Source organism: Amycolatopsis aidingensis (assembly GCF_018885265.1).
GTDB lineage: Bacteria > Actinomycetota > Actinomycetes > Mycobacteriales > Pseudonocardiaceae > Amycolatopsis > Amycolatopsis aidingensis.
Genome location: NZ_CP076538.1, coordinates 4065291 through 4091233, shown reverse-complemented (window position 1 = coordinate 4091233; position 25943 = coordinate 4065291). Strand labels below are relative to the sequence as shown.

The window sequence follows — 25943 nt, the reverse complement described above, 5'->3', positions numbered from 1 at the left end:
GGATCTTCACCCGAGGAGTTCGTTCGATTACCGTGTGCTTCCGGAGGTGGTGTAATGGCCGCGGGGCGTTACGGCCGCTACCTGCGGCTGGGCGAGCTACTCCGGTTACAGTGCCCGCGGGCCGCCGAGGGACAGGCGGGTCCCGGTGACGCGTATGCGGGTGAACATCTGTTCATCGTGGTGCAGCAGGCTTCGGAGCTGCTGCTGCGCCAGGTGCTGCTGGATCTCGGCTCGGCGGTGCAGGATCTGGACTCGGCGCGGCCGGAACTCGCCGCCGCCACCCGCAGGGTGGACCGGGCCACCGCGGTGCTTTCCCAGCTCACCGGCCAGCTGGCGCTGCTGTGGCAGCTGCCGCAACAGCAGCTGGCCAGGCTGCGCTGCCGGGTCGGCTCGATCGGGGCCGGGCACTCCGAGCAGCTCACCCGGCTGCTGGAGGTGATGGGGCTGGCCGGCACCCCGAGTCCACTGGAGGCCGCGCTGCTGCGGGTGCTGCGCCGCCGCAGTTGTGCGGCGGAGGGGGTGCCGGAGCTGGCCGGGTCGATGAAGCGGCTGGCCCTGGCGATGTGGTCCTGGCAGGCCCGGCATGCCGAGCTGGCCGCGCGCGGGTTGCACTCCGGCGGTACCGGCGGCATCCCGCTGATGCGTTCCCGGCTACGGATCGCGTTTCCCCGCCTGCCGGACCTCGAGCGCAGGCCCTGAGCGCCTGGGCTACACACCCCAGTCCGGGCGTAGCGGCATCCTGGCGTCGCCGTCCTCGCCCACCTTCACGCCGAGTGCCTGGTGCAGCTCGATGTGCCTGCGCTCGAAGGACAGCCGGGACGCGGCCATGTACAGCGCCCACACCCGCGCCCTGCCAAGGCCGGCCTCGGCCACCGCCTCGTCCCAGGCGGCGTCCAGGTTGGCGCACCACCCGGCCAGGGTGCGCGCGTAGTGCTCGCGGAGGTTCTCCTCGTGCCGCACCTCGAACCCGTTGTCCTGCATGGCCGCCAGGATCTCGCCGATGCCCTCCAGCTCACCGTCCGGGAACACGTAGCGGTCGATGAACGGCCCGGTCCGGTGTGGGTCCTGGGTGGTCGGCCGGGTGATGCAGTGGTTCAGCAGCCGTCCGCCCGGCCGCAGCCTCCCGGCGAGGAACCGGAAGTAGCCTGGCAGGTTACGGGCGCCGACGTGCTCGGTGAGGCCGATGGAGGAGACCGCGTCGAAGCCGGTCTCGGTCACGTCCCGGTAGTCGAGATGCCGGACCTCCACCCGGTCGGCCAGCCCCTCGGCGACGATGTGCTTCTGCCCCCACTGCGCCTGCTGCCGGGACAGGGTCACGCCGAGCGCGTGCACCCCGTAGTGCTTGGCCGCATGCGCCACCATGCCGCCCCAGCCACAGCCGACATCCAGCAGCCGCATGCCCGGCCGCAGGTCCAGCTTGCGGCATACCAGGTCGAACTTGTGCGCCTGCGCCTGGTCCAGGGTGGCGTCCTCGGTGGGGAAACAGGCGCAGGTGTAGGCCATCGACGGCCCGAGCACCAGCTCGTAGAAGCGGTTCGAGACGTCGTAGTGCCGGGAGATCGCCTGCGAGTCCCTGCCCTTGGAATGCCGCAGGCCGCGCACCCCGCGGCGGAACCGGCCGGGCATCTCCTCGGCTGGTGGCGGCAGCCTGCGCAGGTGGCCGGGGCCGAGGTCGCGCAGCACCCGCAGGGCCGACCGCCAGTCCAGGCCGTTCGCCCATGGGGCCAGCGTGCGCAGCACGGTGTAGACGTCCCCGAATACCCGCAGGTGCCCGGTGACATAGGCGCGGGCGAGGCCGAGCTGCCCCGGCGCGGTCAGCAGGTAGCTCAGCGCGGTGGGCGAGGTCAGCTCGATTCCCGCCGGGGCGTCGGGTGGGCCGACGCTGCTGCCGTCGTAGGCGGTGATCCTCAGCGGCGTCTGGGGCCCGAGGACGTATTCGAAGGTCCGGGCAAGCTTCGGCCGTGACCGGCGCATACTGTTTCACCCCTTGCCTCGCGGTTGCGGATGTCGTTCTAACGTGCTCCTACGCATTTCTGGTACAGGTCGAGCAGCCTTCCCGCCGGGTCGTACCGCTTCTTGAGCTCGCGGTAGGCCGCGCCGTTGTACAGGCGCCAGAAGGTGTCCTCGTCGTAGTAACTGTCGGAGTACAGCGACTTGTGCCCCTCCAGCTCGGTGACCGTGCGCTCGATCAGCCGGTTGCGGCTGCCCTCGGGCTCGCCGGGAGCCAGCTGGACCGAGGACCAGAAGCCGAAGTTCACATACAGCGTGGCCGGATCCAGCTGGTACAGCGGCCAGTGGGCGGTGCCGCGCTGACGGATCGGGCAGACCCAGACCGGGCTGATCCCGATCTCGCGCTGGAAGAAGTCGAGGAACTCCGCCGCGCGCCGCACCGGCACCTCGATGTCCTGGATCACCGGTTCCCTGCGCGGCCTGCCCAGCAGCCCGCGCAGCGCGCGGGTGATGCCGTGCCTGCGTTCGAACGCCGCGACCTTCCAGTAGACATCCGAGCGCAACAGCCGCCTGCCCAGCAGCCTGCGCACGGGACGATGCTGCACGCCGAGCGCGGCCGAGCACCAGAACCAGTCGGTGTCCCAGCGCCACAGGTAGTCCCGCACCGTGAGATGGTCGACCGCCCGGCGCGGAATCGAGCGGTAGTAGATGTCCAGGTGCGTGTAGTCGCTGGTATGCGGGGCGTGTTCGGTGAAGGTGCCCAGGGTCAGGTACAGCTCGCCGGGGCCGAACACCGTGCCGTCCACGAAGTCCACCGGCTCACCGCCGTGCACGCGGGTGTCGCAGGCGGCGGCGAGCGCGGCGAAGTAGGCCTCCGCCTCGGTGTAGCGCAGGTGCCGCAACCGCACATACGGCAGCACCGGCTCCAGCTCGATCCGCAGCCGCAGTACGTAGCCGAGGGTGCCGTAGGAGTTGGGGAAGCCGTGGAACAGCGCCTGGTGCTCGTTGTCCGGCCGGGCGAGCACGATCTCCCCGTCGCCGGTGAGGATCTCCATCTCCAGCACCGACTCGTGCGGCATGCCGCATCGGAACGAGGTGGACTCGATGCCGAGGCCGGTGACGGCACCGCCGAGAGTGATGCTCTTGAGCTGGGGCACCACCAGCGGCATCAGGCCATGCGGCAGGGTGGCGTCCACCAGCTGCTCGTAGGTGACCATTCCCTCGACCTCGGCGGTCCTGCCGACCGGGTCGACCTCGAGCACATGGGTGAAGCCGGAGACATCCAGGCCGCCTGCCCCGGGGCCGGAACGTCCGCGGAAGAGGTTCGAGGTGCGTTTGGCGAGCCGGACCGGTGCCCCGGACGGCAGCCGGGCCAGCTGCGCGCGGAGTTCGGCCACCCGGGCCTGGTGTGTTCCCGGGGACCGGGTGCCTGCCGTTTCGCTGGCTGTGCCGGACGACATACCTTCATCCTGACCTCGCGCAGCCCGGTGCGCCACTGGATTGCGCGGTCCCCGCCGGGGGCGAGTATCGCCCCCGGCGGGGAAGGTGAGCGTTCAGGAACAGGCTCAGGTGCAGGCCGGGGCCACCGGATCATTCGACCCGGTGTAGAGGAACCCGTCGCTGATCCAGCTGCCGCTGTCCAGCCGGTTCCACAGGTCGGTGCTGCCCCACACCCCGTCCACGTAGTCACCGCGCGCGGTGCAGTCGATTCCCACGACCGTGCCATCGGTCACCGTGCCGACGATCGAGTAGTCCAGCCCGGGCCCCGAGCGCAGGTTCACCCGGTCGTACTGGCCACTGTCCACCGTTCCGGTGGGCCCCTCGGGCGCGTCCCCCGGGCCGTAGTTGGTCAGCCTGCCGCCGCGGCCGACGGTGGTCCCGCCGCGCTGGGCGTAACCGCCGTAGGCGCGGGCGCCTTCCTGGAAGGTCCAGCCGCCGATGGTCATGTTGTCCACGCTGATGTGCGAGTCGCCGCGCAGCAGGGACAGGTGGACATGCGCGCCCGAGCTGGACCCGCCGCAGGGCAGTTCGTTGCCGATGTGCCCGAGGTAGGTGCCGGTGCGCACCGAGCTGCCGTCGGAAAGGTTGGTCAGGTTGTACATGTGGTAGTAGGTCGTGCTGTACCCGTTGGGGTGCACCACCTTCACCAGCGCGCTGCGGCCGCGGACGCAGCTCTTGTACACCCGGCCAGGGCCGGCCGAGAGCACCCGGCCGTCCCCGCCGTTGAAGTCGATCGAGCTGAACGGGCGGCTATTGCCGCTGTTGCCGTGCGGGCCACCGCCCATCCACCAGGCGACGCCCTGTTGCCAGGGCAGCCCGAGCCCGGTGTCGGCCATCGGCGCGGCCTGGTTCGCCGCGGCGAAGTTGCTGGCGAACAGCTCCTTCTCGGCGGAGCTGACCACGGACTCCGGTGCCCGCTCGGCGAGTTCGACGAACCCGGCGGTGCCGTCCAGCTCCACCCGCCAGCCCCGCGGTCCGTGCTGCGCGACGAACAGCGCGGTCTGCGGGGAGGTGTGCTCGGCGGCGGGTGCCGGGATGGTGGTGGTGCCGAAGGCCCACTCGGAGTCCGCGAACCGGGTGGGTTCGACCAGCGGTTCGCTCAGCGAGGCGGTGCCGAACAGGTCGCGGGTCTGCGGCCCGCGTTCGGTGAGCATCGCGGCGCGGACCGAGCCGTCCAGGCTCTCCGCCGGTTCGGTGTCCGCGGTCGCCTGTGGGACGAGCAGCAGCCCGGCCGTGGTGGTCAGGCCGGCAGCGACGGCGAGCAGGCGCCGCCACGTCATGGATGGGGACATGTGTGTTTCTCCCGGGTATCGAGAGGTGCAGGGGTAGAGCAGAAAAACGGTTGCTTACCGGCACGTCAAGCTGCCCGACGATCGTCGGTTGTGTCCGTTGAATGCGGGGCCGAATACTGTTGACAGGCGCGGGCCCGGAAGAACTCGTCTCACCTGCCCAGCAGCCGCGCGCCCGTTCGCGCGGACCGCGGGGCGGGCGCGAAAAACTGTTTTCTTTCACAGATTATTGGGTGGAAACGGGAGGCATATCGTGTCCCGCATGACCATTTCGGCAGGCGAGACGCCTGCCGTGGCCCGGAGCGAACGGCACCCGCCGGACGTGGAGATCCTGTTGCGGACCGGGCCGTTCCACCGGGCGCTGCGGGCCGCGATCGAGCGCAGCGGGCTCACCCTGGAGGGGCTGCGCCAGCGTCTCGCCCAGCGTGGCATCCGGGTCAGCATGGCGAGCCTCAGCTACTGGCAGCAGGGCCGCAGCCGGCCGGAGCGGGCGGACTCGCTGCGGGCGGTGCGCGCCATCGAGAGCATTCTCGGGCTGCACACCCACGCCCTCGCCGGGCTACTCGGCCCGCCCCGGCCACGGGGGCGGTGGACCAACCGGCAGTCCGCGGAACGTCGCTACGACGGCATCCTGGAGCCCGCATGGGCGCTGGCGCAGGCGATCGATCCGGTACTCGGTCCCTCCGACCACAAGCTGCGGGTGTTCTGCCAGGAGGACATGGTGTCGGTGGGCGCGGACCGCGCCATCCACTCGGTGCGCACCAGGGTGGTGCTGCGGGCGATGGAGGACGACCCGGACCGGCACCTCGCGGTGTACTGCGCCGAACCGGGCAGCGCCGCAGCCGACATCACGCCCGTGGCCAGGGACAACTGCCGGCTCGGCAAGGTGCGGCGGCACCACGAGGCGGCGGTGATCGCCGCCGAGTTGCTGTTCGACCGCAGGCTGCGAGTGGGGGAGACGCACCTGCTGGAGTACGAGTTCACCGTGGACTCCACGGTGACCAGCCTGGACTACCGCCGCGGTTTCCGGTACCCGGCCGACACCTATGTGCTGAGCGTGCGGTTCGCCCAGGGGGCGGCACCGGTGCGCTGCTTCGGGTTCAGCAGGCACGGCCCGCACGGCAGCTCGCATACCGACGAGGAGCTGACCGTGACCTCGGGCCGGTGGGTGCACCGGATCGCGCGCGAGGTGCCGCCCGGGGTGCTCGGCGTCGGCTGGGAATGGGAGTAGCGGTCAGCGCGGGACGGGTGCCTCGCCGGTTCCCGGTGCTCCCTCCGAGCGCAGCAGGTTGCTCGCCTGCTCGGCAACCTCGGTGTCCACCAGCAGGTCGTGCGAGCGCGCGCGGAAGCTGGGGATCGAGCTGAAGTCGCGGCGCCCGCCGGTCAGCGCGTGCCCGATCAGGCCGAGCAGGGCACCGATGACCGCGCCGAAGACGGCGCCGTACAGCGCCAGCAGCAGGCTCGCGATCAGCGGGTCCAGCCAGCCGAACCAGCCGAACAGCCAGCCGATCAGGGCACCGACCACGGCGCCGGGCCCCGCCGAACGGCCCGCGGCGCGGAGCATGGTGAGCCTGCCGGTCACCCGCTCGACCAGTTCCATCCCGCGCCCGACGATCATCGTGCGCTCCACCGGGAAGTGCTGGTCGGACAGGTAGTCCACGGCCTGCTCTATCTGCTGGTAGCTCGGGTAGCTGGCCACCACCTGCTGCGGGGTGGCGGGCGCGGTGGTCTCGTTCGTTCTCGCCATCAGGTATCACCTCCGGGATTCCTCTGCCCCGGGGTACCCGGTGACGGCGTGCTCATTCCCGGCTCAGGCCGGGCGCACCTCGGCGACCCGCAGTGGCGTGCCCTGCTGGCAGGTGGTCATCAGGTCGGGCTCCGGCGTGCCGCGCACCAGCACCTCGGCGCCGGGTTTCAGCCGCGCGTGCTCGCCGAGCAGCAGGTAGACCCGGTCGGCGCCGCTGAGCACGAGGCAGCCGGGCTCGACGCCCTGCTGGACCACGCCGCGGACGGTCACCTCACCCTGGCCGGGTGGCGCGGTGGTGGGCGCCTTGGACGGCGTCCCCGGCTCCGTCGGCCGGGATGTGGCCGGGGGTGCCGTGGACGTGGGGTCGCTGCCCGGTGGGGTGGTCCTGGATTCGCCGGGTGGCGTCTGGTCCGGCGCCCCGCAGGCGGTGAGCAGGAGCGCCAGGAGGAGGATGCCGGTCCGCACACCCAGCAGGTTACTCGCGACCGCGAATGATCGTCGGCTCGAACTCTTCGTCCTCGACCCGGGGAGAGGGAATTCCCGCGAGCGGGGTGGCACCGCCCGGCTCCGCGGTACCGCCACCGTGGCGGGCAGGCTCGGCCCGGGACAAGGTCGTCGACTGCTCGGTCCTGGTCGCTGTCTGGTCGTTCATCGGTCACTCCCTTGCTGATCGGGTTCTCGCCGCGCGATTACCCGTGCCACAACGGGAAAAACCATCGCCCGGCAAACGCCCTGAAGGCCACCATACGCCGGGAGACCCGATGCGCAGGTGGCCATTCAGGACTTCTTTCAGGGGATTGACCCAGACTTCAGAGCCGCTCTAGTCGCTCCGGTGCCTGTTCAGTGTTGGGTGGCTTTTTCGGCGTGGGCTCCGGTGAGGGAGCGGACTTCCATCTCGGCGTATTTGTGTTCGAGGTGTTCGTGGGAGAGGTGGGTGCCTGCCCAGCCGAGGAGGAAGGAGAGGGGGATGGAGATGAGGCCGGGGTTGGAGAGGGGGAACCAGGCGAAGTCGATGTTTTTGAGCATGGAGGTGGGGGTGCCGGAGACGGCGGGGGAGAAGATGATGAGCAGGAGGCTGGTGGCCAGGCCGCCGTAGATGGAGCAGAGGGCGCCGGTGGTGTTGAAGCGTTTCCAGAAGAGGCTGTAGAGGATGGTGGGGAGGTTGGCGGAGGCGGCGACGGCGAAGGCGAGGGCGACGAGGAAGGCGACGTTTTGGTCTTTGGCGCCGATGCCGCCGGCGATGGCGAGGGCGCCGATGATGCAGGCGGTGATGCGGGCGACGCGGACTTCGGTGTGTTTGGAGTCGACGCGGCCTTTTTTGATGACGCCTGCGTAGACGTCGTGGGCGAAGCTGGCGGAGGCGGTGATGGTGAGGCCGGCGACGACGGCGAGGATGGTGGCGAAGGCGACGGCGGCGATGAATCCGAGTAGGAGGGGTCCGCCGAGTTCGAGGGCCAGCAGGGGGGCGGCGGCGTTGGCGCCGCCGGGGGCGCCTGCGATGGTGTCGGGGCCGACGAGGGCGGCGGCGCCGTAGCCGAGGATGAGGCTGAAGAGGTAGAACAGGCCGATCCAGGCGATGGCCCAGACGACGGAGCGGCGGGCGTCGCGGGCGGTGGGCACGGTGTAGAAGCGCATGAGGACGTGCGGCAGGCCGGCGGTGCCCAGGACGAGGGCCAGGCCGAGGGAGAGGAAGTCGATTTTGCTGGTGTCGGTGGCGCCGTATTTGGCGCCCGGGCCCAGGAGGCTGGCGCCGTCGGTGCCGGCGCGCTCCACGGCGGCGCCGAGCAGGGTGGAGAGGTTGAGGCCGTAGCGGCCCAGGACCCACAGGGTCATCAGGGCGGCGCCGAAGATGAGCAGGGCGGCTTTGATGATCTGGACCCAGGTGGTGCCTTTCATGCCGCCGACCAGCACGTAGATGATCATGATGATGCCGACCACGGCGATGACCAGGGATTGGCCCGCTTCGCCGGAGATGCCCAGCAGCAGGGAGACCAGGATGCCGGCGCCGGCCATCTGGGCCAGCAGGTAGAAGAAGGACACCGCGAGGGTGGAGGTGGCCGCGGCGGCGCGCACGGGGCGCTGGCGCATGCGGAAGGCCAGCACGTCGCCCATGGTGAACTTGCCGGTGTTGCGCATCAGCTCGGCCACCAGCAGCAGCGCCACCAGCCAGGCCACCAGGAACCCGATGGAGTACAGGAACCCGTCGTAGCCGGTCAGGGCGATCGCGCCGGTGATGCCCAGGAACGAGGCCGCCGAGAGGTAGTCCCCGGCGATGGCGGTGCCGTTCTGCGGGCCGGTGAAGGACCGCCCCGCGGCGTAGTAGTCCGAGGCGGTGCGGGTGTTACGCGAGGCCCGGAACACCACCACCAGCGTCACCAGCACGAACGCCCCGAAAATGCTGATGTTCAGGGCCGGGTTACCACCCTGGACACCCTGGGCCAGCGGCATACCCTGCACGCTCATCACGCCTCCCCCTCGATCTCGCCCCGGATCCGGTCCGCGATCGGGTCCAGCCTGCGGTTGGCATACCGCACATACAACCCCGTGATCACAAACGTGGACACGAACTGCAACAACCCGAAAATCAACCCCACATTGATATTCCCCCACACCGGCGTGGCCATGAAACCCGGCGCATAATCCGCCAGCAACACATACAGCAAATACCACACCAAAAAGAAACCCGTCATCGGAAAAACGAAGCTCCGTAGCCGTTTACGCAGCTCTCTGAAATCCGCGCTCTGGTGGACCTCTTCCCAGCGTGGGGTGGACGGGGAGTGGGCTATCGGTTCACTCATGCCTCGGCTCCTCTTCGGCGCACGGCTTCGTGTCCTGCGTCACCCTAGGAAGGCAGGCGATATGCCGGAATCGTCAGCGGACCAACCGGCGTGTGATGCGACGAACGGCCGACGAGCGGCGGGCGGACCACGACGAGTGGCCGAGGTCCCTGGCAACGGCCTGCCGGTCGGCGATGAGCGAGCGCCGGTTCTCGTCCAGGTGCAGCCGCAGCATGGCGGCCGCGGCCCAGGGCGGTGGCCTGCCGAACAGCGACACCACGGTCATCACGGCGAAAGCCAGCGGAACCGCCCAGAGCGCGGGCTGGGCCAGCAGGATGGCGACCCAGCCGCCGACCGGTGGATCGAGCAGGGTGAGGGTGAACGCCCCGGTGGAGGCGATCAGCCCGGTGGCCACCCCGCTGATCGCGCCGGGCACGGTCAGCCCGCGCCACCAGATGCCCAGCACCAGCAGCGGGCAGAAGGTGGCAGCCGCCACGGTGAACCCCCAGGTCACCAGCGTCCCCGCGTCGAAGCGGAACGCGGGAAGTGCCAGCAGCACCACCACCGCGGCGGCGCCCACCACCGCCACCCGCAGCTGGCGCAGCCCGCCGGGCACCAGGTCGTGCGAGATCGCGCCGGAGGCCACCAGCACCAGCCCGAGCGAGGTGGCCAGGAAGGCGGCGAACGCCCCCGCGGTGAGCAGGCCGGTGAAGAAGGTTCCCCAGGCGCCGGTGTCCACCTGCGCGGGTAGCGCCACCACCGCGGTGTCGGTGGCGCCGGAGAGATACAGATGGGGCACCAGCACCCTGCCGAGGACCCCGTAGATCCACGGGAAGAGGTAGAACACGCTGAGCAGCGCCACGGTCAGCACCGCGGTCCGGCGGGCCGCGCGCCCGTCCGGGCTGGTATGGAACCGCATCAGCACGTGCGGCAGCCCCATGGTGCCGAGCATGGTGGCCGCCAGCACGGACAACGTGCCCAGCAGCGGGTAGCCGGTCTCGGCGAGGTCCAGCAGGGGCCGCTCCCAGCCGGGGCCGCCCGGTGCGGCCTCACCCGCCAGGTCGGGGGCGGGGGATCCGGCAGGGAACACCACCGTCCGGCCGCCGGGCACCTGCCATTCCCCCTCCGGCAGCGGTCTGATCGTGCCGTCCGGCTCGCGCAGGGCGGCGCCGGGTGGCACCTCCAGGGTGACCGGGACCCGGAAGGTGACCGCGGTGTCCCGCTCGAAGTGGGTGAACTCCACCGGGTGCAGGGCCTCCGTGCGGACCTGCGGGCCGACCTGCGTGAGCAGCCATACCGCAGGGACGATGAACAGCAGCAGCTTGAAGAAGAACTGGAACGCCTGCACGTAGGTGGCCGCACGCATCCCGCCCAGCACGAGGGTGATGCTGACGGCCGCGCCCGCGATCACCACGCCGACCCAGTACGGCTGCTCGCCGACCACGCTGAGCACCAGCCCCGCGGTGCGGAACTGCGGCACCAGGTACAGCCCGCTGATCACCAGCACCACCACGGCGGCCAGCTTGCGCAGAGCGGGGGATGCCAGCCTGGCCTCGGCGAAGTCGGGCACGGTCAGCGCTCCCGAGCGCCGCATCGGGGCGGCGACCAGCGCGAGCATCGCGATGTAGCCCGCGGTGAACCCGACCGGATACCACAGTGCGCCGATACCGTCCTTGACCACCAGCCCGGCCACGCCGAGGAAGGAGGCCGCGGACAGGTACTCCCCGGACACCGCCGCGGAGTTCAGCAGCGGGGACACCCGCCGGGAGGCGACCAGGAAGTCGGAGGTGGTGCGCATGGCCGCCACCCCGCGCAGCCCGATCAGCAGGGTGACCAGCACGACCGGCGCCACCGCGAAGGCCGTGATCATGTGCCGGTCACCCCGGGCCCTCGGCGTCCTCGGTGCGTTCGGCGCGGCGCAGCTGCCACCAGGCCAGGGTCACCATGGCGGGGAACGGCAGGACGGCCACCGCGATCCAGGACACCGGGATGCCCAGCAGCCGCAGCTCGTCCAGGGCGGGGAACGCCGCCAGCAGCACGGGCAGGCCGAAGACGAGCGCGAACAGCAGGGCCAGCGCCAGCGCCGAGCGGGTACGCTGCGCCCGGTAGAGCCGCACCGCACGCTCGGCATCGGCGGGGTCCAGCGTCGCGGGCCGCCACCGCCCGCGGTGCCTGCGCCTGGCGTGCGCCAGACGGGTCTGCGGGCTGGTGACCGCGACGCGGCGGTTGGTGGTCATCCGGGCACCGTCCGGTTCAGGTCCGCTGTTCGGGACGGCCGAACTCGCCGCGCTGGGCCGCGCGCAGCAGCCGTTCGCGCAGCTGCCTGGCATGCCTGCGGCTGACCGGCACGTCCCCGAGGTCGGTATGCGCCAGCAGCCCGCCGACCGAATCGCTGCGCAGCTCGCGCACCGCCTCCAGCGCCACCAGGTAGCCGCGGTGCGTCCGGGCGAACCCCGCGTTCGCCCAGTACTCCTCCAGCCGGGAGATCGGCATCCGCACCGGGTGCACCCCGGAGGGGGTGTGCAGCCGGACGTAGTCCCCGTGTGCCTCGGCGAAGCGCACCTCGTCCCGCCGCACGTACCGGGTGCGGCCGCCGGACTCCACCGGCAGCGCCGCCAGCGCGTCCGGCTGGTCGTCGGCTGGTTCCCCGGCCGGCGCGATCCGGCCGACCCTGGCCAGCGCGTCGGCGAGGCGTTCCGCGCGCACCGGTTTGAGCAGGTAGTCCACCGCCCCGACACCGAAGGCGGCCACCGCGTGCTCGTCGTAGGCGGTGACGAACACGATCACCGGCGGTTCGGCCAGCTTGCCGAGCAGCGCGGCGAGTTCCAGCCCGTCCAGGCCGGGCATGGCGATGTCCAGGAACACCGCGTCGAACCGTTCGCCGCGGATCATCCGCAGCGCGCCGAGCGGGTCCGCGGCCGCGGTGACCCGCTCGACCTCCGGGGCGTCCCGGAGCAGCTGGCACAGGTCCTCCAGCGCCGCCGGCACGTCGTCCACGGCGAGTACGTGCAGACCGCTGGCTTTCACGGCATCACTCCCGGCTGGAACATGGGGACCCGGACGATCACCTTGGTGCCGTCGCCCTCGGCCGTCTCCACCACGAGCCCGAACCATGGCCCGTACACGTTACGCAACCTGCGGTCGACATTGGCCAGTCCCATGCTGCCGCCGCCGTGCCCGGCGAGGACGGCCTCGGCCGCAGCCGGGTGCATCCCGGCACCGTCGTCCTCCACGCTGATCACGCAGTCCGCGCCCTCCGCCTCGCCGGTCACCTGCACGTGCCCGCCCCCGGCGCAGGGCTCGATGCCGTGCCGCACCGCGTTCTCCACGATCGGCTGCAGCACCAGGTACGGGATCGCCACGGCGAGTACCTCGGGCGCCACCCTGACCTGCACCCGCAGCCGGTCGCCGAGCACGGCGCGCTGCAGGGCGAGGTAGGTCTCGATGGCGTGGAACTCGTCGGCGACCGTGGTGTACTCGCCGTGCCGGGCCAGGCTGTACCGGATGTAGTCGGCGAAGTCGAGCATCAGCTCCCTGGACCGGGCGGGCTCGGAGCGCACCAGCCCGGCGATCACGGTGAGCGCGTTGTACACGAAGTGCGGCGAGATCTCCGCGCGCAGCGCGCGCAGCTCGGCCTGCGCGGCATGTTCGGCGGATGCCTCGAGGTGGCCGCGCTCCAGCGCCGCCACGATCACGCCCGCCACCTCGCGCAGCGCAGCCCTGCCTGCCCGGCCCGCGACCAGCAGGGCACCCGCCATCTCGTCGTGCACGATCAGCGGGAGCGCGACGAGCTGGCCGCGGGTGCACCGGCTCTCGGTGTGCAGCACGTCCTCGACCATGGCCGCGGTGTCCGCCTCCGCTGGCAGCCGTCCGGACCGGACCAGCCCGCCGGAGAGGTCGGCCAGCCCGACGCCCTCCACGCCGAGCAGCCTGCGGATGCCGCGTGCCGCGGCGCGGGCCCGTGGCCCGGCGAGGCCGTCGGCGAGGTCCTCGGCGACGTGCCGTGCCGTCTCCAGCGTGCCCGCCGGCTCGGCGCGCGCCCGCGCCCGGTGCGCCCGGAGGGCGTCCCGGCCCGGCTCCCGGTCGGCAGGTACGGACATGCAGGCTCCATCCACGTCGATGGCTCGCCAATCCTAGGCCCCCGCTGTCCGGGTCAGCCGTGCTCGGGGCCGAGTTCGGTGACGATGTGCAGCAGCCTGCGGCGGAACCGTTCGTCCTGGCCGAGCGCGGCCTGGACGACCGGGTCGTGCCGTTCCGCCTCCGCGGCCCTGCGGTGCACCTCGCGTCCCGCCTCGGTGGCCCGGACCAGCGTCCGGCGCCCATCGGCGGGATCGGCGGTGCGTTCCACGAACCCGGAGCGGTGCAACCGGTCCAGGGTGCGGCTCATGGTCTGGTCGGTGACCCGGCACCGGCGGGCCAGGGCGCTCTGCGCCAGCCCCTCGGTGCCCAGCAGGTGCAGCGCGACCAGGCCGGCATGGCTGAGCCCGAGCTGGTCGAGCAGGACCGCCCATCTGGCCTCCACCAGCCGCGCAGCCACCGACAGCAGCCGCCCGGTCGGCCAGGACTCGATGCCGGAATCCGGGTCGGTGTCCATCCTCACAGCCCTTCGCGATGCAAATCGTCAGCCTGCTGAATAACCTGCCGGATGAGGAGGCCACCCGGCTCGTTCGTCCCGACAGGCGAGGTACCGCATCCCATGATCTCCGATGAGCCGCCCACCGAGACCGGCCCGGCGCGTATCCGAAGGCGGCGCTGGCTGGTCCCCGCGCTGCTGCTGATCGTCTGGCTCGCCGTCGGCGGGTTCGGCGGGCCGTTCGCGGGCAAGCTGAGCGAGGTCGCGGAGAACGACAACGCGGCCTTCCTGCCCGCATCCGCCGAGGCCACCGCCGTCACCGAGCTGCAGAAACGCTTCGCCGAAAGCCAGACCGTCCCAGCCGTCGTGGTGCTGGAACGCCCCAGTGGGATCACCGCGGCCGACCAGCGGTTCCTTGCCACCGCCACGCAGCGCGCCGGGGAGGTGCCGGGGGTGCGCGGGCCGTTGCCGCCGCCGATCACCGCCCCGGACGGCCAGGCCGCGCAGCTGGTGGTGCCGATCACCGCGGACGGCAACCCCGGCGACGTGGCCCAGGAGGTCCGCGACGCCCTGCCCGCGCCACCGGAAGGGCTGACCGTGCTGGTGACCGGCCCCGCGGGCCAGCTCGCCGACCTGGTGCAGGCCTTCAGCGGGATCGACGGCCTGTTGCTGCTGGTGGCGGCCGCGGTCGTGGTGCTCATCCTGATCATGGTGTACCGCAGTCCGGTGCTGCCGCTGGTGGTGCTGCTGTCCGCGGTGTTCGCGCTGGGCCTTGCCAGCCTGGTGGTGTACCTGCTGGCCGACGGCGAGATGCTCGCGCTGAACGGGCAGAGCCAGGGCATCCTGTTCATCCTGGTCTTCGGCGCGGCCACGGACTATGCCCTGCTGCTGGTGTCCCGGTTCCGGGAGGACCTGCGCGACACCCCGGGATCCTGGACCGCCATGCGCACCGCGCTGCGGGCCACCGTCGAGCCGATCACGGCCTCGGCGGGCACCGTCATCCTCGGCGTGCTGTGCCTGCTGTTCAGCGACCTCAACTCCAACCGTGGCCTCGGCCCGGTGGCCGCCATCGGCATCGCCGCCGCCCTGCTGGCCTCGCTGACCTTCCTGCCCGCGGCACTGGTGCTGCTGGGCAGGGCCGCGTTCTGGCCGTTGCGCCCGGCGCTGGGCTCGCCGCACAAGGAGGAAGGCGGGCTGTGGGCGCGGGTAGCGGGCTGGGTGAACGCGGCGCCGCGGGCGATCTGGATCGGTGCCACCGTGGTGCTGCTGGCCGGGGTCGCCTTCGTCCCGCAGCTGCGGGCGAGCGGCACCGACCAGTCCGATGTGTTCCTCACCGAGGTGGACTCGGTGACCGGCGAACAGGTCCTCGCCAGGCACTTCCCGGCCGGGGCCGGCTCACCCGCGGTGATCATCGCCGAGGCAGGGAAGAGCGCGGAGGTCGCCGCCGCCGCCGAGGTGCGGGGTGTCTCCCAGGTCACCCCGCTGACCGGCCAGGAAGGCCGGCCCAAGGTGGTGGACGGCAAGGTCCAGCTGAACGCGATCCTGACCGCCCCGGCCGGTTCGGAGTCCGCCATCGATACCGTGCGGCGCATCCGGGACGCCGTGCACGCCGTCCCCGGCGCCGAGGCCAAGGTCGGCGGCCGCACCGCGATCCAGCTGGACACCCAGGAGACCTCGAAGCGGGACCGCGCGGTGATCATGCCGATCGTGCTGGTGGTGATCTTCGCCGTGCTCGCCCTGCTGCTGCGCGCGCTGCTGGCCCCGTTGCTGCTGATCGCCACCGTGGTGCTGTCTTTCGGCGCCACCATGGGCGTCTCCGCGCTGGTGTTCAACCACGTGCTGGACTTCCCCGGCGCCGACCCGGGGGTGCCGCTGTTCGGCTTCGTGTTCCTGGTGGCGCTGGGGATCGACTACAACATCTTCCTGATGACCAGGGTCCGGGAGGAGACCGTCCACGCCGGGACCAGGACGGGCACTCTGCGCGGGCTGACCGTGACCGGCGGGGTGATCACCTCGGCCGGGGTGGTGCTGGCCGCGACCTTCGCCGCGCTGGCCGTGCTGCCGATCCTGTTCCTCGCCCAGATCGCCTTCATCGTGGCCTTCGGCGTCCTGCTGGACACCCTGCTGGTGCGTTCGCTGCTGGTGCCCGCGCTGACCATCGACATCGGCAGCCGGGTGTGGTGGCCCTCCCGGCTGGCCTCAGGCGGTGCCGCGCCAGGTCAGCGTGACGATCTCGGATCCTGAGGCGCCGAGGTCCCTTGCCGCGTCCAGCTCGCCGCGCTCGCGCAGTACCGCGGCCACCTCGGCGGTGCGGGAGCGCGGCAGGCACAGCCTGCGCCTGGTCGCCTCCACCAGTGCCTCCGGATCGGGATGCTCGGCGGCCGGAGTGCGCCGCCAGCGCCGGACCCCGGGGTGGATGCCGAGCTCGGCCAGGGCCGCGACGGCGTCCCGCGCGCTCGGGCCCTCCGGCCGGTCGATGTCGTGGAAGTGCCGCCACAGCGGGTTCAGCGCGGTGAGCGGGTGCCGGTCAGCCAGCTCCACCACGACCAGCCTGCGGGCGTGCCCGGTGAGCGCGGTGACGAACGGCTCCAGCTCGGCGACGTTGTAGAGCACGTGGTGGCAGAGCACCACATCGGCCGGCGCGACCTCGGTGGCCACCGCGGGCCAGCTGCCCCGCACCAGCCGGGCGGACAGGCCGTGTGTGCCCGCCCTGCGGTCCAGCTCGGCGAGCAGCTCGGCGTCCTCGTCCACTGCGGTGAGCCCGGTGCACCGCGGTGCCAGCGGCAGGCAGGCCGACCCGGCCCCCGCGCCGATGTCCAGTAGCGAACCGGGCGGGTCCAGCGCGTCCCACGCGGCCGGGTGCGAGGCGCCTTCCGGGCTGCGCAACTGCCGGTCGGCCCTGCGGGTGAACACCGGCCGGGGCAGCACCCACGGCGAGTCCTCGGCCGCGGCCAGGATGTGCTCGGGGATCCGCCAGGCCGCCAGCTCGGTGCGCCACCGTTCGATCGCCTCCATCGGGATCATTCTGACCCGGATACCATCGGGCCATGTCCGACCGGCTCTACTTCCGCCAGCTGCTCGCGGGCCGCGACTTCGCCGTCGGCGACCAGGTGGCCACCCAGATGGCGAACTTCAGCTACCTCATCGGCGACCGGGAAACCGGGGAGGCGCTGATCGTCGACCCGGCCTACGCGGTCCAGGACCTGCTGGACACGCTGGCCGCGGACGGGATGCGGCTGACCGGGGTGCTGGCCACCCACCACCATCCCGACCACGTCGGCGGCGACATGATGGGTTTCGCCCTGCCCGGCCTGCCCGAGCTGATGGCCCTGCAACCGGTGCCGGTGCACGTCAACCGGGACGAGACGGAGTGGGTGCGGCGGGTCACCGGCCTGTCCGCGAACGACCTGGTCGGGCACGACCACGACGAGCGGCTCGAGGTCGGGGCGATCCCGCTGCGGCTGCTGCACACCCCTGGGCACACCCCGGGCAGCCAGTGCTTCCTGCTGGACGGCAAGCTGATCGCGGGGGACACCCTGTTCCTCGAGGGCTGCGGCCGCACCGACTTCCCCGGCGGGGACGCGGACGCGATGTACCGCAGCCTGCAGTGGCTGGCCGGGCTGGATGGCGACCCCGTGGTCTACCCCGGCCACCTGTACTCCGCCGATCCCTCGGCCGCGCTGTCCCAGGTGCGCGAGCGCAACATGGTGTTCCGCCCGCGGTCGCTCGAGGAGTGGCGGGCCGTGTTCGGCTGAGCCGGTTGGGCGGAAGCGGCTCAGGCCATGCCGAGCCGCCGGGTGAGGGTGATCTCCAGGACCACCCGCTCCGGGTTGGGCCTCGGCTGCCGCTGGTAGCGACGGGCGTAGCGCTCCTCGGCTTCGCGTACCGCCTCGGCGTCCTCGCGCAGCACCGCCCTGCCCTCCAGGGTGGACCAGCGCCCGGCCCCGTTCTGGCTGACCGCCACCGGCGCGCCCGCCGGTCCGGCCGCGCGGACGTTGCGCGCCTTGACGCTGCCCCGGCTGCAGATCACCCGCGCCACGGCGAAGTCCTCGTCCACCGTGACGCCCACCGGGACCACGTGCGGCAGCCCGTTCGGCCGCAGGGTGGTCAGGGTCGGGAACAGCCGCTCGGTCCAGAACTCCCGCAACTGCGGACTGACTGCGATCATGTCCCCATCCTGCCAAGTCCTCTGGTCAGCGCAGGCGGAAGCGCCAGGTCTTGCTGTCGGTGAGCAGGCAGAAGCCGGGGGAGAGGACCACGACGCGCAGGGTTGCGTCCCGCGGGTCGTAGTCGATGCCCTCGGTCTCGAACTCGCCGGAACAGGCGCTCTCCAGCGGGAGCCGGCCGAGGGCACTGACCCGCGCGGTCACCTCCTGCCCGGCGAGCGGGCCGGGCAGGTCGAGCCGCAGCAACGGCTTGGTGACGCCGAAGAGCGAGCCATCGGGGTCGTTGGAGGAGCACAGCAGCCGGGTGGCTGAGAAGAACGCGCAGCCCTGGACGTCCCGCACCGGCCGGTCCAGCCGGATGGTGAAGGCGAGCGGCAGGTCGGCGGCCGGGTCGGTGGCCACAATCCCCGGCATGGGATGTACCAGCAGCCGGTCCTTGGTGCCCCACTCGCCGGTCACCAGCCAGCGGCCGTCCGGGGACACCGCCGCGAAGGAGTTGTTGTTCGCCTCCCACGACTCCAGCTGGTGGGTGTACTCGGCCCAGGAACCGTCCGGCGCCTGCACCCGGAACAACTTCGGCCCGCGGTCGTCCCGCTGGTAGGGCTCCACGTAGTAGCCGTGGCGCGCACCGGGGTCGCCGACATGGTTCCAGCCGCGCACGGCGAGTCCTGGCGGGATGGTGCCCACCCCGGTGTAGCGGATGAAGCCGCCGTCCGGCCGTATCACGGTCGCCAGGCCCTGGCTCTCGTCCAGCGGGCGGGCCCGGTCCGAACCGATCGGCACCCAGGGTCCGGTGTCCGGGGCGGCGTGCCCGAGGCCCGGGGAGAGCAGCAGGAGGGTGGCGAGCAGGGCGGTCAGTATCCCGGTTCTGCGCATGGGGACTCCGTCTCGATGCAGGGGTGGTTTCTGGATACCAGCGGCGGCCCCGACCCGGTACCCGCTATGTGAATGGTTCTCGTGTTTTTCCCGGAGTTCGCCCGTTGACGAGTGTGGTGTAGACCACTACAGTGTCTCGAAACCGTCTGTAAAGTTTCCTATCTAAATCGGTCGGGTCGGCACCGGCCCAGGGGGGTGGCGAGTGCGCACGGGGAGCCCGCGGCTGCTGCGGGAGATCAACGACCGGGCGGCCATCGACACGCTGCTCAAGCAGGGACCGCTGACCAGGTCCCACCTCGAGGACGTGATCGGCCTCTCGAAGCCGGCGACCGCGCAGCTGCTCGCCCGTCTCGAGGAGGAGGGCGTCGTCGTGAAGGACGGCGTGCGGGACGGCGGGCGCGGGCCCCGTGCGCAACTCTGGGCGGTCAACGGGGCGGTCGCCAGGGTGGCCGCGGTGGACCTCACCCCGCACGGTGCGGACATGGTGATCGCCGATATCACCGGAAGGGCGCTGGCGCAGCGCAGGGCGGAGCCGCCCGAGGTGCCGGTGCTGGCCGGGACCGATGTGGTGGCCGCCTTCGCCGCGGCACTGGCGGGCACAGCCGGGGCCGCCGGGCTCACGCCGGCGCAGCTGCACCAGGTGGTGATCGGGGCACCGGGGGCGGTGAACCCGGCCACCGGGCGGCTGGAGTCGGCACCGCACCTGCCCGGCTGGTCCGGCTTCGACCTCCCGGCTGCCCTCGGCGCCGCGCTCGGCACCGGGGTGACCGTGGAGAACGACGTGAACCTGGTGGCCCTGCACGAGATGGCCGAGGGCGGGGCCACCGAGCTGAACGATTTCGTGCTGGTGTGGCTCAGCGAGGGCGCGGGCGGCGCGGTGGTGCTGGACCGCAGGCTGCGCCGCGGTGCATCGGGCGGGAGCGGGGAGATCGACTGGCTGCAGGTGCCCGACCGGGCGCGCACCGACACCGGTTTCGACCGGTTCGGTGCCCGCTGGGGCGACCTGGTCGACTCGCCCGCGATCCTCGCCCTCGCCGAGGCACACGAGATCTCCGCCGACACCGGTTGGGCGGCGGTCGGTGCGGCGGTGAAGGCGGGCGAGGCCGGCAGGGCGTTCCTGACCGACCTCGCCCGCCGGGTCGCCGCCGGGATCGCGAACGTGGTCAGCGTGCTCGACCCGGAGGCCGTGCTGCTGTGCGGCGAGGTCAGCAGGGCGGGCGGGGATCTCCTGCTCGAGCTGGTTTCGCACGAGCTGCACGAGCTGGTGGTGCCGCGGACCCCGGTCGAGCTGGCCGCCGCACCGGCCGACGCGGTGCGGGCGGGCGCGCTGCAGTCGGCGCTGGCCACCGTGCGCGAGGAGGTGTTCGGACTTCCCTCCGGGAGCCGGTGAGCTCCCGGAACCGCTCCACCGTCCCCATCCAGTGATCACAGGAGGGCAGATGCGCTCCATCCGGACCCCCAAGAAGAAGGCCCGTGCCCTGGCGGCACTGGCGGCCGCGGCGATGCTGACGACGGCCTGCTCCGGCGCGGTCAGCGGGCCAGAACAGGACGGCGAGGCGGCACCCGCGCCCGCCGCCGACGAGTCGCTCACGCTGACCGTGTACAGCAAGTTCGCCTCGCGCGAGTACGACGTGGTGACCAAGGGCCTGAACAACCTCAAGCAGAAGTACCCGAACATCGAGATCAACCACGAGGGCAACCAGGACGACGACAAGCTGGCCGCCTCCATCCGCGCAGGTAACCCGCCGGACGTGGCGATCTCCTTCTACACCGACAACCTCGGCACCTGGTGCGACAATGGCAGCTTCACCGACCTCGGGCCCTATCTCGAGCGGGACGAGATCGATCTGAGTGTGATCCCGGAAGCCGTGCGCTCCTACACCGAGTACCAGGGCAAGCGGTGCGCCATGCCGATGCTCGCTGACGTCTACGGCCTCTACTACAACAAGGAGATGTTCGCAGGGGCCGGCCTTTCCGGGCCGCCGAAGAACACCTCGGAGTTGTTCGAGTACACCAAGAAGCTCACCGAGTTCAACCCGGACGGCTCGATCAAGGTGGCCGGTTTCCTGCCCTCGATGCCGTTCTACGCCAACCAGGCGCAGATCTGGGCGCCGAACTTCGGCGCGACCTGGCTGGACGAGCAGGGCAGGTCCAACCTGGCAGGGAGTCCGGAGTGGAAGGAGATGTTCCGGTTCCAGCAGCGGCTGGTCGACTTCTACGGCTACGAGAACCTGGAACGGTTCACCGCGGGACTGGGCGACCAGTTCTCCGCCGACAACGCCTTCCACCGCGGTGAGGTGGCGATGATGCTCGACGGGGAGTACCGCACGGCCTTCCTTGCGGATCAGGCACCGGAGCTGGAGTACGGTACCGCGCCGCCGCCGGTCGCGGACAGCAAGCCGGACCGCTACGGCGGGGCGTTCACCACCGGCACCATCATCGCCATCCCGCGCGGGGCGGAGAATCCCGGCGCAGCCTGGGAACTGATCAAGCAGATGTCCCTGGACACCGACACGCTGGTGCAGCTGGGCAACGGGCTGCGCAACGTGCCCAGCACGCTGCCCGCGCTGGAGGACCCCCGGCTGGAGGTGGACGAGCAGTTCCAGACCTTCCTCGACCTGTTCTCCGGCGGGAAGCTGCTGCCCAATCCCACCACGGTGATCGGGGACGCGCATCTGAAGGCGGTCAACGACTTCGCCGCCCGCTGGCAGGCGGGCAAGGTCCCGGACCTGGACAAGGGGCTGGCCGAGGTGGACGCCCAGATCAACGACGCGCTGGCGCAGAAGAGCGGCGGGAACTGAGCGAGACCCATGACCGCCACTCTCGGCCGGGCGAAGGAGAGCGTCGCGCCCACCCTGGAAGGGGAACGGGCGCGGCGCTCCCGCCGCCGTCGCGTCACCGTGCTCGCCTTCATGGCGCCCGCGCTGCTCGGGTTCCTGATCTTCTTCGGCTACCCGCTGATCGCCACGCTGTACTACTCCTTCACCGACTACGACCTGCTGAACCCGCCGTCCTGGGTGGGTTTCGACAACTACATCCGGATGTTCACCAGCGAGCCGCTGGTGGCCACCGCCGCGTGGAACACCACCTGGCTGGTGGTCGTGCTGACCGTGACCAGGGTGGTCTTCGCCCTGGGCGTGGCCTCGGTGATCTCCCGGCTGCGGCGGGGCGTGGGTCTGGTGCGTACGTTGTGCTACCTGCCCGCGCTGGCCCCGCCCGCCGCCGCGACCCTGGCCTTCGTCTTCCTGTTCAACCCGGAGTTCGGGCCGGTGAACCGGTTCCTGCGGCTGCTCGGCATCGAGGGCGGGCTGTGGTTCAACGATCCGGCGATGTCCAAGCCCGCGCTGACCCTGCTGGTGATGTGGGGCTCCGGCGAGCTCATGATCATCATCCTGGCGGCGCTGCTGGACGTGCCGCAGGAGCACTACGAGGCCGCCGCGCTGGACGGCGCCGGGCCGCTGCGCCGGTTCTGGCACATCACCCTGCCGTCCATCTCCCCGGTGCTGCTGTTCGGCGTGGTGAACTCGATCATCTTCGCGCTGCAGTTCTTCACCCAGGCCGTCGTGGCCGCCTCGGTCGCGCAGGGAGCCGCGGACGTCGCGGGGAACACCAAGACCATCGGCGCACCGCAGAACTCCACGCTGACCTACCCGATCTGGCTCTACGTGCAGGGATTCCGTTACTTCAACATGGGTTACGCCGCCGCCATGGCCGTGCTGCTGTTCCTGGTCTCCTTCGCGTTCACCGCCGTGCTGGTGCGCCAGCTGCGGAAAGCCTCGGATGTGCAGGAGGCGGCCCGATGAGCACGACGACGGCGACCACACCCACCGGACCGCGGCCGCCGCGGCCCGCGGCGGCCCGGCGCGCGAGCTGGGACCGCAGGTTGTACTGGGTGGCCACGCACAGCCTCGGTCTCGGCCTCGGCATCCTGTTCCTGCTGCCGATCGTCTTCGTGCTGCTGACCGCGGTGATGGAGAGCGACCAGGCGATGACCTCCAGCCTGTGGCCGGAGGAATGGCATCTGGAGAACTTCGTGCGGGTGTTCGAGGAGGCGCCGCTGCACCTGTACCTGTTCAACAGCCTCACCTACTCGGGGCTGGCCACGCTCGGCATCATGTTGTCGGCGATCCCGGCGGCCTACGCGCTGGCGAAGCTGCGCTGGCGCGGGCAGACCCTGTTCTTCCTGCTGACCATCGCGGCCATGATGCTGCCCCCGCAGGTGGTGGTCGTGCCGCTGTACGACCTGTGGGTACGGCTCGGGCTCACCGGCAGCCTGGCCCCGCTGATCGTGCCCTACTTCCTTTTCGACGCGTTCAGCATCTTCCTGCTGCGGCAGTTCTTCCTGACCATCCCGAAGGAGTACCTCGAGGCGGCCAGGATCGACGGCTGCAACCAGTTCCAGGTGGTGACCAGGGTGGTCATTCCGATGGCCAAGCCGGGGATCGTGGCCACCGGGATGTTCTGCTTCCTGTTCACCTGGAACGACTACTTCGGGCCGCTGCTGTTCACCGGCGAGAACCGGGACAGCTGGACGCTGTCCCTGGCACTGGCCTCCTTCCGCGGCATGCACCACGTGGAATGGAACCTGACCATGGCGGCCACCGCGCTGGTGATGGCGCCGGTGATCGTCCTGTTCGTCTTCGCGCAGAAGTCCTTCGTGCGCGGTATCACCTTCACGGGAGTCAAAGGTTGAGCAAGCTCACGGTGGTCGGCGGGGGATCCACCTACACACCCGAGCTGGTGGACGGTATCGCCACCGGACGGTCCAGTGTGGACGTCGGCGAGATCGTACTGGTTGATCCGGACACCGACCGGCTGGCCACGGTCGGCTCCTGCTGCGCCCGGCTGCTCGCGCATGCCGGTCACCCGGCGCGGATCCGGACCACCACCAGCCTGGCCGAGGGCGCCGAGGGGGCGCTGGCCGTGCTGCTGCAGCTGCGCGTCGGCGGTCAGGTGGCCCGGCATTCCGATGAGACCTTCCCGCTGGACTGCGGCTGCGTAGGGCAGGAGACCACCGGCGCTGGCGGGCTGGCCAAGGCGCTGCGCACGGTGCCGGTGGTGCTGGACATCGCGCGCCGGGTCCGCGAGGTGGCGGGCGAGGGCGCCTGGCTGGTGAACTTCACCAACCCGGTCGGCATCGTCACCAGGGCACTGCTGGACGAGGGGCATCGCGCGGTCGGGTTGTGCAATGTGGCGATCGGGCTGCAACGGCTGTTCGCTGAGCTGCTGGCGGTGGACACCGGTGCGGTGCGGCTGGAGCACGTCGGGCTGAACCACCTCAGCTGGGAACGCGCCGTACTGGTGGCGGGCGAGGAGGGTGTCACCGACCGGTTGCCCGAACTGCTCGCCGAGCACGGGCCGCGGCTCGCCGAGCATGTCGGGACCCCGCTGCCGTGGCTGCGCAGGCTGGGCATGGTCCCCTCGTACTACCTGAAGTACTTCTACGCGCACGACGAGGTGGTGCGCGCGCAACGTACCGAGCGCCCGCGGGCCGAGGTGGTCGGCGAGGTGGAGGCGGAGCTGCTGAAGCTGTACGCCGACCCCACCGTGGTACACAAGCCGGCGCAGCTGGCGCAGCGGGGCGGGGCGTACTACTCCGAGGCCGCCGTGCAGCTGGTGCATGCCCTCACCGGAGGCGGGCCGGCCGAGGAACATGTGGTGAACGTGCGCAACGGGCAGACCCTGCCGTTCCTGCCCGCGGATGCGGTGATCGAGGTTCCGGCCACTGTGGACGGATCAGGTGCCAGGCCGCTGCCGGCGCGGCCGGTTCCGCCGCTGCTTTCCGGGCTGATCTCCCAGGTCACCTCGTACGAGCAGCTGGCGCTGGCAGCCGCGCTGCACGGCGGCAGGGACCGGGTGGCGGACGCGCTGCTGGCACATCCGCTCGTCGGCCAGTACGAGTACGCCGACACCCTTGCCGACGAGCTGGTGCGGCTGAACGCGCCCTACCTGCCATGGGCCCGCCGGTGAACGGTACCGGCGGTGAGGTGGTCATCGCGATCGACGGTGGCAACAGCAAGACCGACGTGCTGCTGATGAGCACCGCGGGGGTGGTGCTGGGCCGCTCCCGCGGGCCAGGAGCCTCCCCGCAGGCGGTCGGGGTGCCGCGGGCACTGGAGGTGTTCGAGGGACTGGTGCTGGACGCCTTCGCCGCGGCGGGCCTGCCAGCGGGCCGCCCGTTCGGCGTGCACACCTCCGCCTATCTCGCCGGGCTGGACCTGCCGCAGGAGGAGGACACACTGCGGGAGGCACTGGCCGGGCGTGGCTGGTCGGGCTCGGTGCGGGTGGGCAACGACACCTTCGCGCTGCTGCGCGCGGGCACGCCGGACGGGATCGGGGTGGCCGTGGTGTGCGGGGCGGGGATCAACTGCGTGGGGGTGGGCGCGGACGGCCGGACCCACCGGTTTCCCGCGCTGGGCCGGATCTCCGGCGACTGGGGCGGCGGTATGCAGCTCGGCGAGGAGGCGCTGTGGTGGGCGGTGCGGGCCGAGGACGGCAGGGGCCCGCGGACCGCGCTGTTGCCGGCCGTGCTGCGCCATTTCGGCCTGGCTTCCGCGCGTGAGGTGGTGGAGCGCAGGCATTTCCGGCAGCTGCCCGCGAGCGCGATGCACGAGCTGTGCCCGCTGCTGTTCCGGGTCGCGGCCGCGGGGGACGCGGTGGCGCAGCAGGTGGTGGACCGGCTGATCGAGGAGGTCGGCCTGCTGGTCACGGTCAGCCTGCGCAAGCTGGACATGACCACCGGCGCGCCGGCCGTTGTGCTCGGCGGGGGAGTGCTGACCGGGGTGGACGGCGCCGTGATCGGCGAGATCGAACGGCGCTGCCTCAAGGTGGCTCCGCGTGCCTCGGTCAGGGTGACCGCACTGCCACCGGTGTTCGGCGCGGCACTGTCCGGGCTGGACGCGATCGGCGCGGACGCGGCTGCCTACGCCCGTCTGCGTTCCTCGGTCGGCATCGGATACTAGATCCTGGACGATACGGTACGTGCCCGGCTGCGGAAGGCGGGCCGGACCACCGGCTCCTGCCCTGGTACGGGCCAGGGAACCTGCCGGTTGGTGGTTGCGTTGC

Annotated in this window: 26 protein-coding genes; 10 read left to right on the top strand and 16 right to left on the bottom strand. The window is 71.3% G+C overall.

All coding sequences use genetic code 11. The features are described 5' to 3' along the window. The first annotated feature begins 54 nt into the window (after positions 1–54). Positions 55–699 (top strand): tryptophan 2,3-dioxygenase family protein, encoded by a 645-nt coding sequence (locus tag KOI47_RS18840; protein WP_216205098.1) that lies wholly within the window; start codon positions 55–57, stop codon positions 697–699. A gap of 9 nt (positions 700–708) precedes the next feature. Here the strand turns inward: KOI47_RS18840 and KOI47_RS18835 are convergent, their stop codons facing one another. The 3 genes from KOI47_RS18835 to KOI47_RS18825 form a co-directional block, all read right to left on the bottom strand. Then, entirely contained in the window at positions 709–1974 is a 1266-nt protein-coding gene (locus tag KOI47_RS18835; RefSeq protein ID WP_216205095.1) for an SAM-dependent methyltransferase, read from the bottom strand. A gap of 38 nt (positions 1975–2012) precedes the next feature. Continuing rightward, positions 2013–3410: an FAD-binding oxidoreductase gene (locus KOI47_RS18830; protein ID WP_216205092.1), complete on the bottom strand. Its 1398-nt coding sequence runs from the start codon at positions 3408–3410 to the stop codon at positions 2013–2015. A 105-nt stretch (positions 3411–3515) separates the two neighbouring features. Beyond that, complete coding sequence (locus KOI47_RS18825) at positions 3516–4730, bottom strand: M23 family metallopeptidase (RefSeq protein WP_216205089.1); 1215 nt, start codon at positions 4728–4730, stop codon at positions 3516–3518. 271 nt (positions 4731–5001) lie between these two features. Here KOI47_RS18825 and KOI47_RS18820 point away from each other — a divergent pair, with 271 nt between their 5' ends. Further along, complete coding sequence (locus KOI47_RS18820) at positions 5002–5970, top strand: helix-turn-helix domain-containing protein (protein ID WP_216205086.1); 969 nt, start codon at positions 5002–5004, stop codon at positions 5968–5970. Between the two features lie 3 nt (positions 5971–5973). Here the strand turns inward: KOI47_RS18820 and KOI47_RS18815 are convergent, their stop codons facing one another. The 10 genes from KOI47_RS18815 to KOI47_RS18770 all read right to left on the bottom strand — a co-directional run bounded on the left by KOI47_RS18815 (position 5974) and on the right by KOI47_RS18770 (position 13857). After that, complete coding sequence (locus tag KOI47_RS18815; RefSeq protein ID WP_216205083.1) at positions 5974–6486, bottom strand: general stress protein; 513 nt, start codon at positions 6484–6486, stop codon at positions 5974–5976. 63 nt (positions 6487–6549) lie between these two features. After that, positions 6550–6951 (bottom strand): hypothetical protein, encoded by a 402-nt coding sequence (locus tag KOI47_RS18810; RefSeq protein WP_232376102.1) that lies wholly within the window; start codon positions 6949–6951, stop codon positions 6550–6552. A 10-nt stretch (positions 6952–6961) separates the two neighbouring features. Continuing rightward, on the bottom strand, positions 6962–7138 hold the full coding sequence (locus tag KOI47_RS18805) for a hypothetical protein (protein ID WP_216217765.1): 177 nt from the start codon (positions 7136–7138) through the stop codon (positions 6962–6964). Positions 7139–7326: 188 nt separating this feature from the next. After that, entirely contained in the window at positions 7327–8934 is a 1608-nt protein-coding gene (locus KOI47_RS18800; RefSeq protein WP_216217391.1) for a solute symporter family protein, read from the bottom strand. Positions 8935–8948: 14 nt separating this feature from the next. Then, positions 8949–9284, bottom strand: a complete 336-nt coding sequence (locus KOI47_RS18795) for a DUF485 domain-containing protein (RefSeq protein ID WP_216205079.1) — start codon at positions 9282–9284, stop codon at positions 8949–8951. Between the two features lie 73 nt (positions 9285–9357). Then, positions 9358–11133 carry a sodium/solute symporter gene (locus tag KOI47_RS18790; RefSeq protein ID WP_216205076.1) on the bottom strand — a complete coding sequence of 592 codons (1776 nt, stop codon included), beginning with the start codon at positions 11131–11133 and terminating at the stop codon, positions 9358–9360. 7 nt (positions 11134–11140) lie between these two features. After that, a complete protein-coding gene (locus KOI47_RS18785; RefSeq protein ID WP_216205073.1) occupies positions 11141–11500 on the bottom strand; it encodes a hypothetical protein in 360 nt (119 codons plus the stop codon). A gap of 16 nt (positions 11501–11516) precedes the next feature. Then, positions 11517–12290: a LytR/AlgR family response regulator transcription factor gene (locus KOI47_RS18780; protein ID WP_232376101.1), complete on the bottom strand. Its 774-nt coding sequence runs from the start codon at positions 12288–12290 to the stop codon at positions 11517–11519. Continuing rightward, on the bottom strand, positions 12287–13363 hold the full coding sequence (locus KOI47_RS18775; protein WP_216205067.1) for a sensor histidine kinase: 1077 nt from the start codon (positions 13361–13363) through the stop codon (positions 12287–12289). The genes KOI47_RS18780 and KOI47_RS18775 overlap by 4 nt, the downstream gene beginning before the upstream one ends. Before the next feature lie 53 nt (positions 13364–13416). Next, positions 13417–13857 (bottom strand): MarR family winged helix-turn-helix transcriptional regulator, encoded by a 441-nt coding sequence (locus KOI47_RS18770; protein WP_216205065.1) that lies wholly within the window; start codon positions 13855–13857, stop codon positions 13417–13419. A gap of 102 nt (positions 13858–13959) precedes the next feature. Here KOI47_RS18770 and KOI47_RS18765 point away from each other — a divergent pair, with 102 nt between their 5' ends. Next, positions 13960–16080 (top strand): MMPL family transporter, encoded by a 2121-nt coding sequence (locus KOI47_RS18765; protein ID WP_232376100.1) that lies wholly within the window; start codon positions 13960–13962, stop codon positions 16078–16080. On the opposite strand, the gene KOI47_RS18760 is transcribed toward KOI47_RS18765, so the two are convergent. Beyond that, the gene (locus KOI47_RS18760) at positions 16036–16851 is read right to left on the bottom strand and encodes a class I SAM-dependent methyltransferase (protein ID WP_216205062.1); all 816 of its coding nucleotides are present in this window, start codon (positions 16849–16851) and stop codon (positions 16036–16038) included. The genes KOI47_RS18765 and KOI47_RS18760 overlap by 45 nt on opposite strands. A gap of 32 nt (positions 16852–16883) precedes the next feature. Between KOI47_RS18760 and KOI47_RS18755 the strand changes: the two genes are divergently transcribed. Further along, positions 16884–17591, top strand: coding sequence for an MBL fold metallo-hydrolase (locus KOI47_RS18755; RefSeq protein ID WP_216205059.1), 708 nt, complete (start codon positions 16884–16886; stop codon positions 17589–17591). A gap of 20 nt (positions 17592–17611) precedes the next feature. Here KOI47_RS18755 and KOI47_RS18750 read toward each other — a convergent pair whose 3' ends face one another. Further along, positions 17612–18004: a TIGR03618 family F420-dependent PPOX class oxidoreductase gene (locus tag KOI47_RS18750; protein ID WP_216205056.1), complete on the bottom strand. Its 393-nt coding sequence runs from the start codon at positions 18002–18004 to the stop codon at positions 17612–17614. 25 nt (positions 18005–18029) lie between these two features. Beyond that, the gene (locus tag KOI47_RS18745; RefSeq protein ID WP_216205054.1) at positions 18030–18878 is read right to left on the bottom strand and encodes a hypothetical protein; all 849 of its coding nucleotides are present in this window, start codon (positions 18876–18878) and stop codon (positions 18030–18032) included. Positions 18879–19101: 223 nt separating this feature from the next. On the opposite strand from KOI47_RS18745, the gene KOI47_RS18740 reads away from it, so the two are divergent. From KOI47_RS18740 to KOI47_RS18715, 6 genes are read left to right on the top strand one after another with little or no spacing between them, the layout of a single operon-like run. Beyond that, positions 19102–20268, top strand: a complete 1167-nt coding sequence (locus KOI47_RS18740) for an ROK family transcriptional regulator (protein ID WP_216217389.1) — start codon at positions 19102–19104, stop codon at positions 20266–20268. A gap of 49 nt (positions 20269–20317) precedes the next feature. Next, positions 20318–21679: an extracellular solute-binding protein gene (locus KOI47_RS18735; protein WP_216205051.1), complete on the top strand. Its 1362-nt coding sequence runs from the start codon at positions 20318–20320 to the stop codon at positions 21677–21679. Positions 21680–21688: 9 nt separating this feature from the next. Next, entirely contained in the window at positions 21689–22681 is a 993-nt protein-coding gene (locus KOI47_RS18730) for a carbohydrate ABC transporter permease (RefSeq protein WP_216205048.1), read from the top strand. Then, complete coding sequence (locus tag KOI47_RS18725; RefSeq protein WP_216205045.1) at positions 22678–23571, top strand: carbohydrate ABC transporter permease; 894 nt, start codon at positions 22678–22680, stop codon at positions 23569–23571. The genes KOI47_RS18730 and KOI47_RS18725 overlap by 4 nt, the downstream gene beginning before the upstream one ends. Next, positions 23568–24848 carry a 6-phospho-beta-glucosidase gene (locus KOI47_RS18720; protein ID WP_232376099.1) on the top strand — a complete coding sequence of 427 codons (1281 nt, stop codon included), beginning with the start codon at positions 23568–23570 and terminating at the stop codon, positions 24846–24848. The genes KOI47_RS18725 and KOI47_RS18720 overlap by 4 nt, the downstream gene beginning before the upstream one ends. Next, on the top strand, positions 24833–25840 hold the full coding sequence (locus KOI47_RS18715; RefSeq protein ID WP_216205039.1) for an N-acetylglucosamine kinase: 1008 nt from the start codon (positions 24833–24835) through the stop codon (positions 25838–25840). The genes KOI47_RS18720 and KOI47_RS18715 overlap by 16 nt, the downstream gene beginning before the upstream one ends. The last annotated feature ends 103 nt before the right edge of the window (positions 25841–25943 follow it).

Coding starts and splice junctions, on each gene's coding strand:
- KOI47_RS18840 (WP_216205098.1), top strand. CDS start 55: ATGGCCGCGGGGCGTTACGGCCGCTACCTGCGGCTGGGCGAGCTACTC.
- KOI47_RS18835 (WP_216205095.1), bottom strand. CDS start 1,974: ATGCGCCGGTCACGGCCGAAGCTTGCCCGGACCTTCGAATACGTCCTC.
- KOI47_RS18830 (WP_216205092.1), bottom strand. CDS start 3,410: ATGTCGTCCGGCACAGCCAGCGAAACGGCAGGCACCCGGTCCCCGGGA.
- KOI47_RS18825 (WP_216205089.1), bottom strand. CDS start 4,730: ATGACGTGGCGGCGCCTGCTCGCCGTCGCTGCCGGCCTGACCACCACG.
- KOI47_RS18820 (WP_216205086.1), top strand. CDS start 5,002: ATGACCATTTCGGCAGGCGAGACGCCTGCCGTGGCCCGGAGCGAACGG.
- KOI47_RS18815 (WP_216205083.1), bottom strand. CDS start 6,486: ATGGCGAGAACGAACGAGACCACCGCGCCCGCCACCCCGCAGCAGGTG.
- KOI47_RS18805 (WP_216217765.1), bottom strand. CDS start 7,138: ATGAACGACCAGACAGCGACCAGGACCGAGCAGTCGACGACCTTGTCC.
- KOI47_RS18800 (WP_216217391.1), bottom strand. CDS start 8,934: ATGCCGCTGGCCCAGGGTGTCCAGGGTGGTAACCCGGCCCTGAACATC.
- KOI47_RS18795 (WP_216205079.1), bottom strand. CDS start 9,284: ATGAGTGAACCGATAGCCCACTCCCCGTCCACCCCACGCTGGGAAGAG.
- KOI47_RS18790 (WP_216205076.1), bottom strand. CDS start 11,133: ATGATCACGGCCTTCGCGGTGGCGCCGGTCGTGCTGGTCACCCTGCTG.
- KOI47_RS18785 (WP_216205073.1), bottom strand. CDS start 11,500: ATGACCACCAACCGCCGCGTCGCGGTCACCAGCCCGCAGACCCGTCTG.
- KOI47_RS18775 (WP_216205067.1), bottom strand. CDS start 13,363: ATGTCCGTACCTGCCGACCGGGAGCCGGGCCGGGACGCCCTCCGGGCG.
- KOI47_RS18770 (WP_216205065.1), bottom strand. CDS start 13,857: ATGGACACCGACCCGGATTCCGGCATCGAGTCCTGGCCGACCGGGCGG.
- KOI47_RS18765 (WP_232376100.1), top strand. CDS start 13,960: ATGATCTCCGATGAGCCGCCCACCGAGACCGGCCCGGCGCGTATCCGA.
- KOI47_RS18760 (WP_216205062.1), bottom strand. CDS start 16,851: ATGGAGGCGATCGAACGGTGGCGCACCGAGCTGGCGGCCTGGCGGATC.
- KOI47_RS18755 (WP_216205059.1), top strand. CDS start 16,884: ATGTCCGACCGGCTCTACTTCCGCCAGCTGCTCGCGGGCCGCGACTTC.
- KOI47_RS18750 (WP_216205056.1), bottom strand. CDS start 18,004: ATGATCGCAGTCAGTCCGCAGTTGCGGGAGTTCTGGACCGAGCGGCTG.
- KOI47_RS18745 (WP_216205054.1), bottom strand. CDS start 18,878: ATGCGCAGAACCGGGATACTGACCGCCCTGCTCGCCACCCTCCTGCTG.
- KOI47_RS18735 (WP_216205051.1), top strand. CDS start 20,318: ATGCGCTCCATCCGGACCCCCAAGAAGAAGGCCCGTGCCCTGGCGGCA.
- KOI47_RS18730 (WP_216205048.1), top strand. CDS start 21,689: ATGACCGCCACTCTCGGCCGGGCGAAGGAGAGCGTCGCGCCCACCCTG.
- KOI47_RS18725 (WP_216205045.1), top strand. CDS start 22,678: ATGAGCACGACGACGGCGACCACACCCACCGGACCGCGGCCGCCGCGG.
- KOI47_RS18715 (WP_216205039.1), top strand. CDS start 24,833: ATGGGCCCGCCGGTGAACGGTACCGGCGGTGAGGTGGTCATCGCGATC.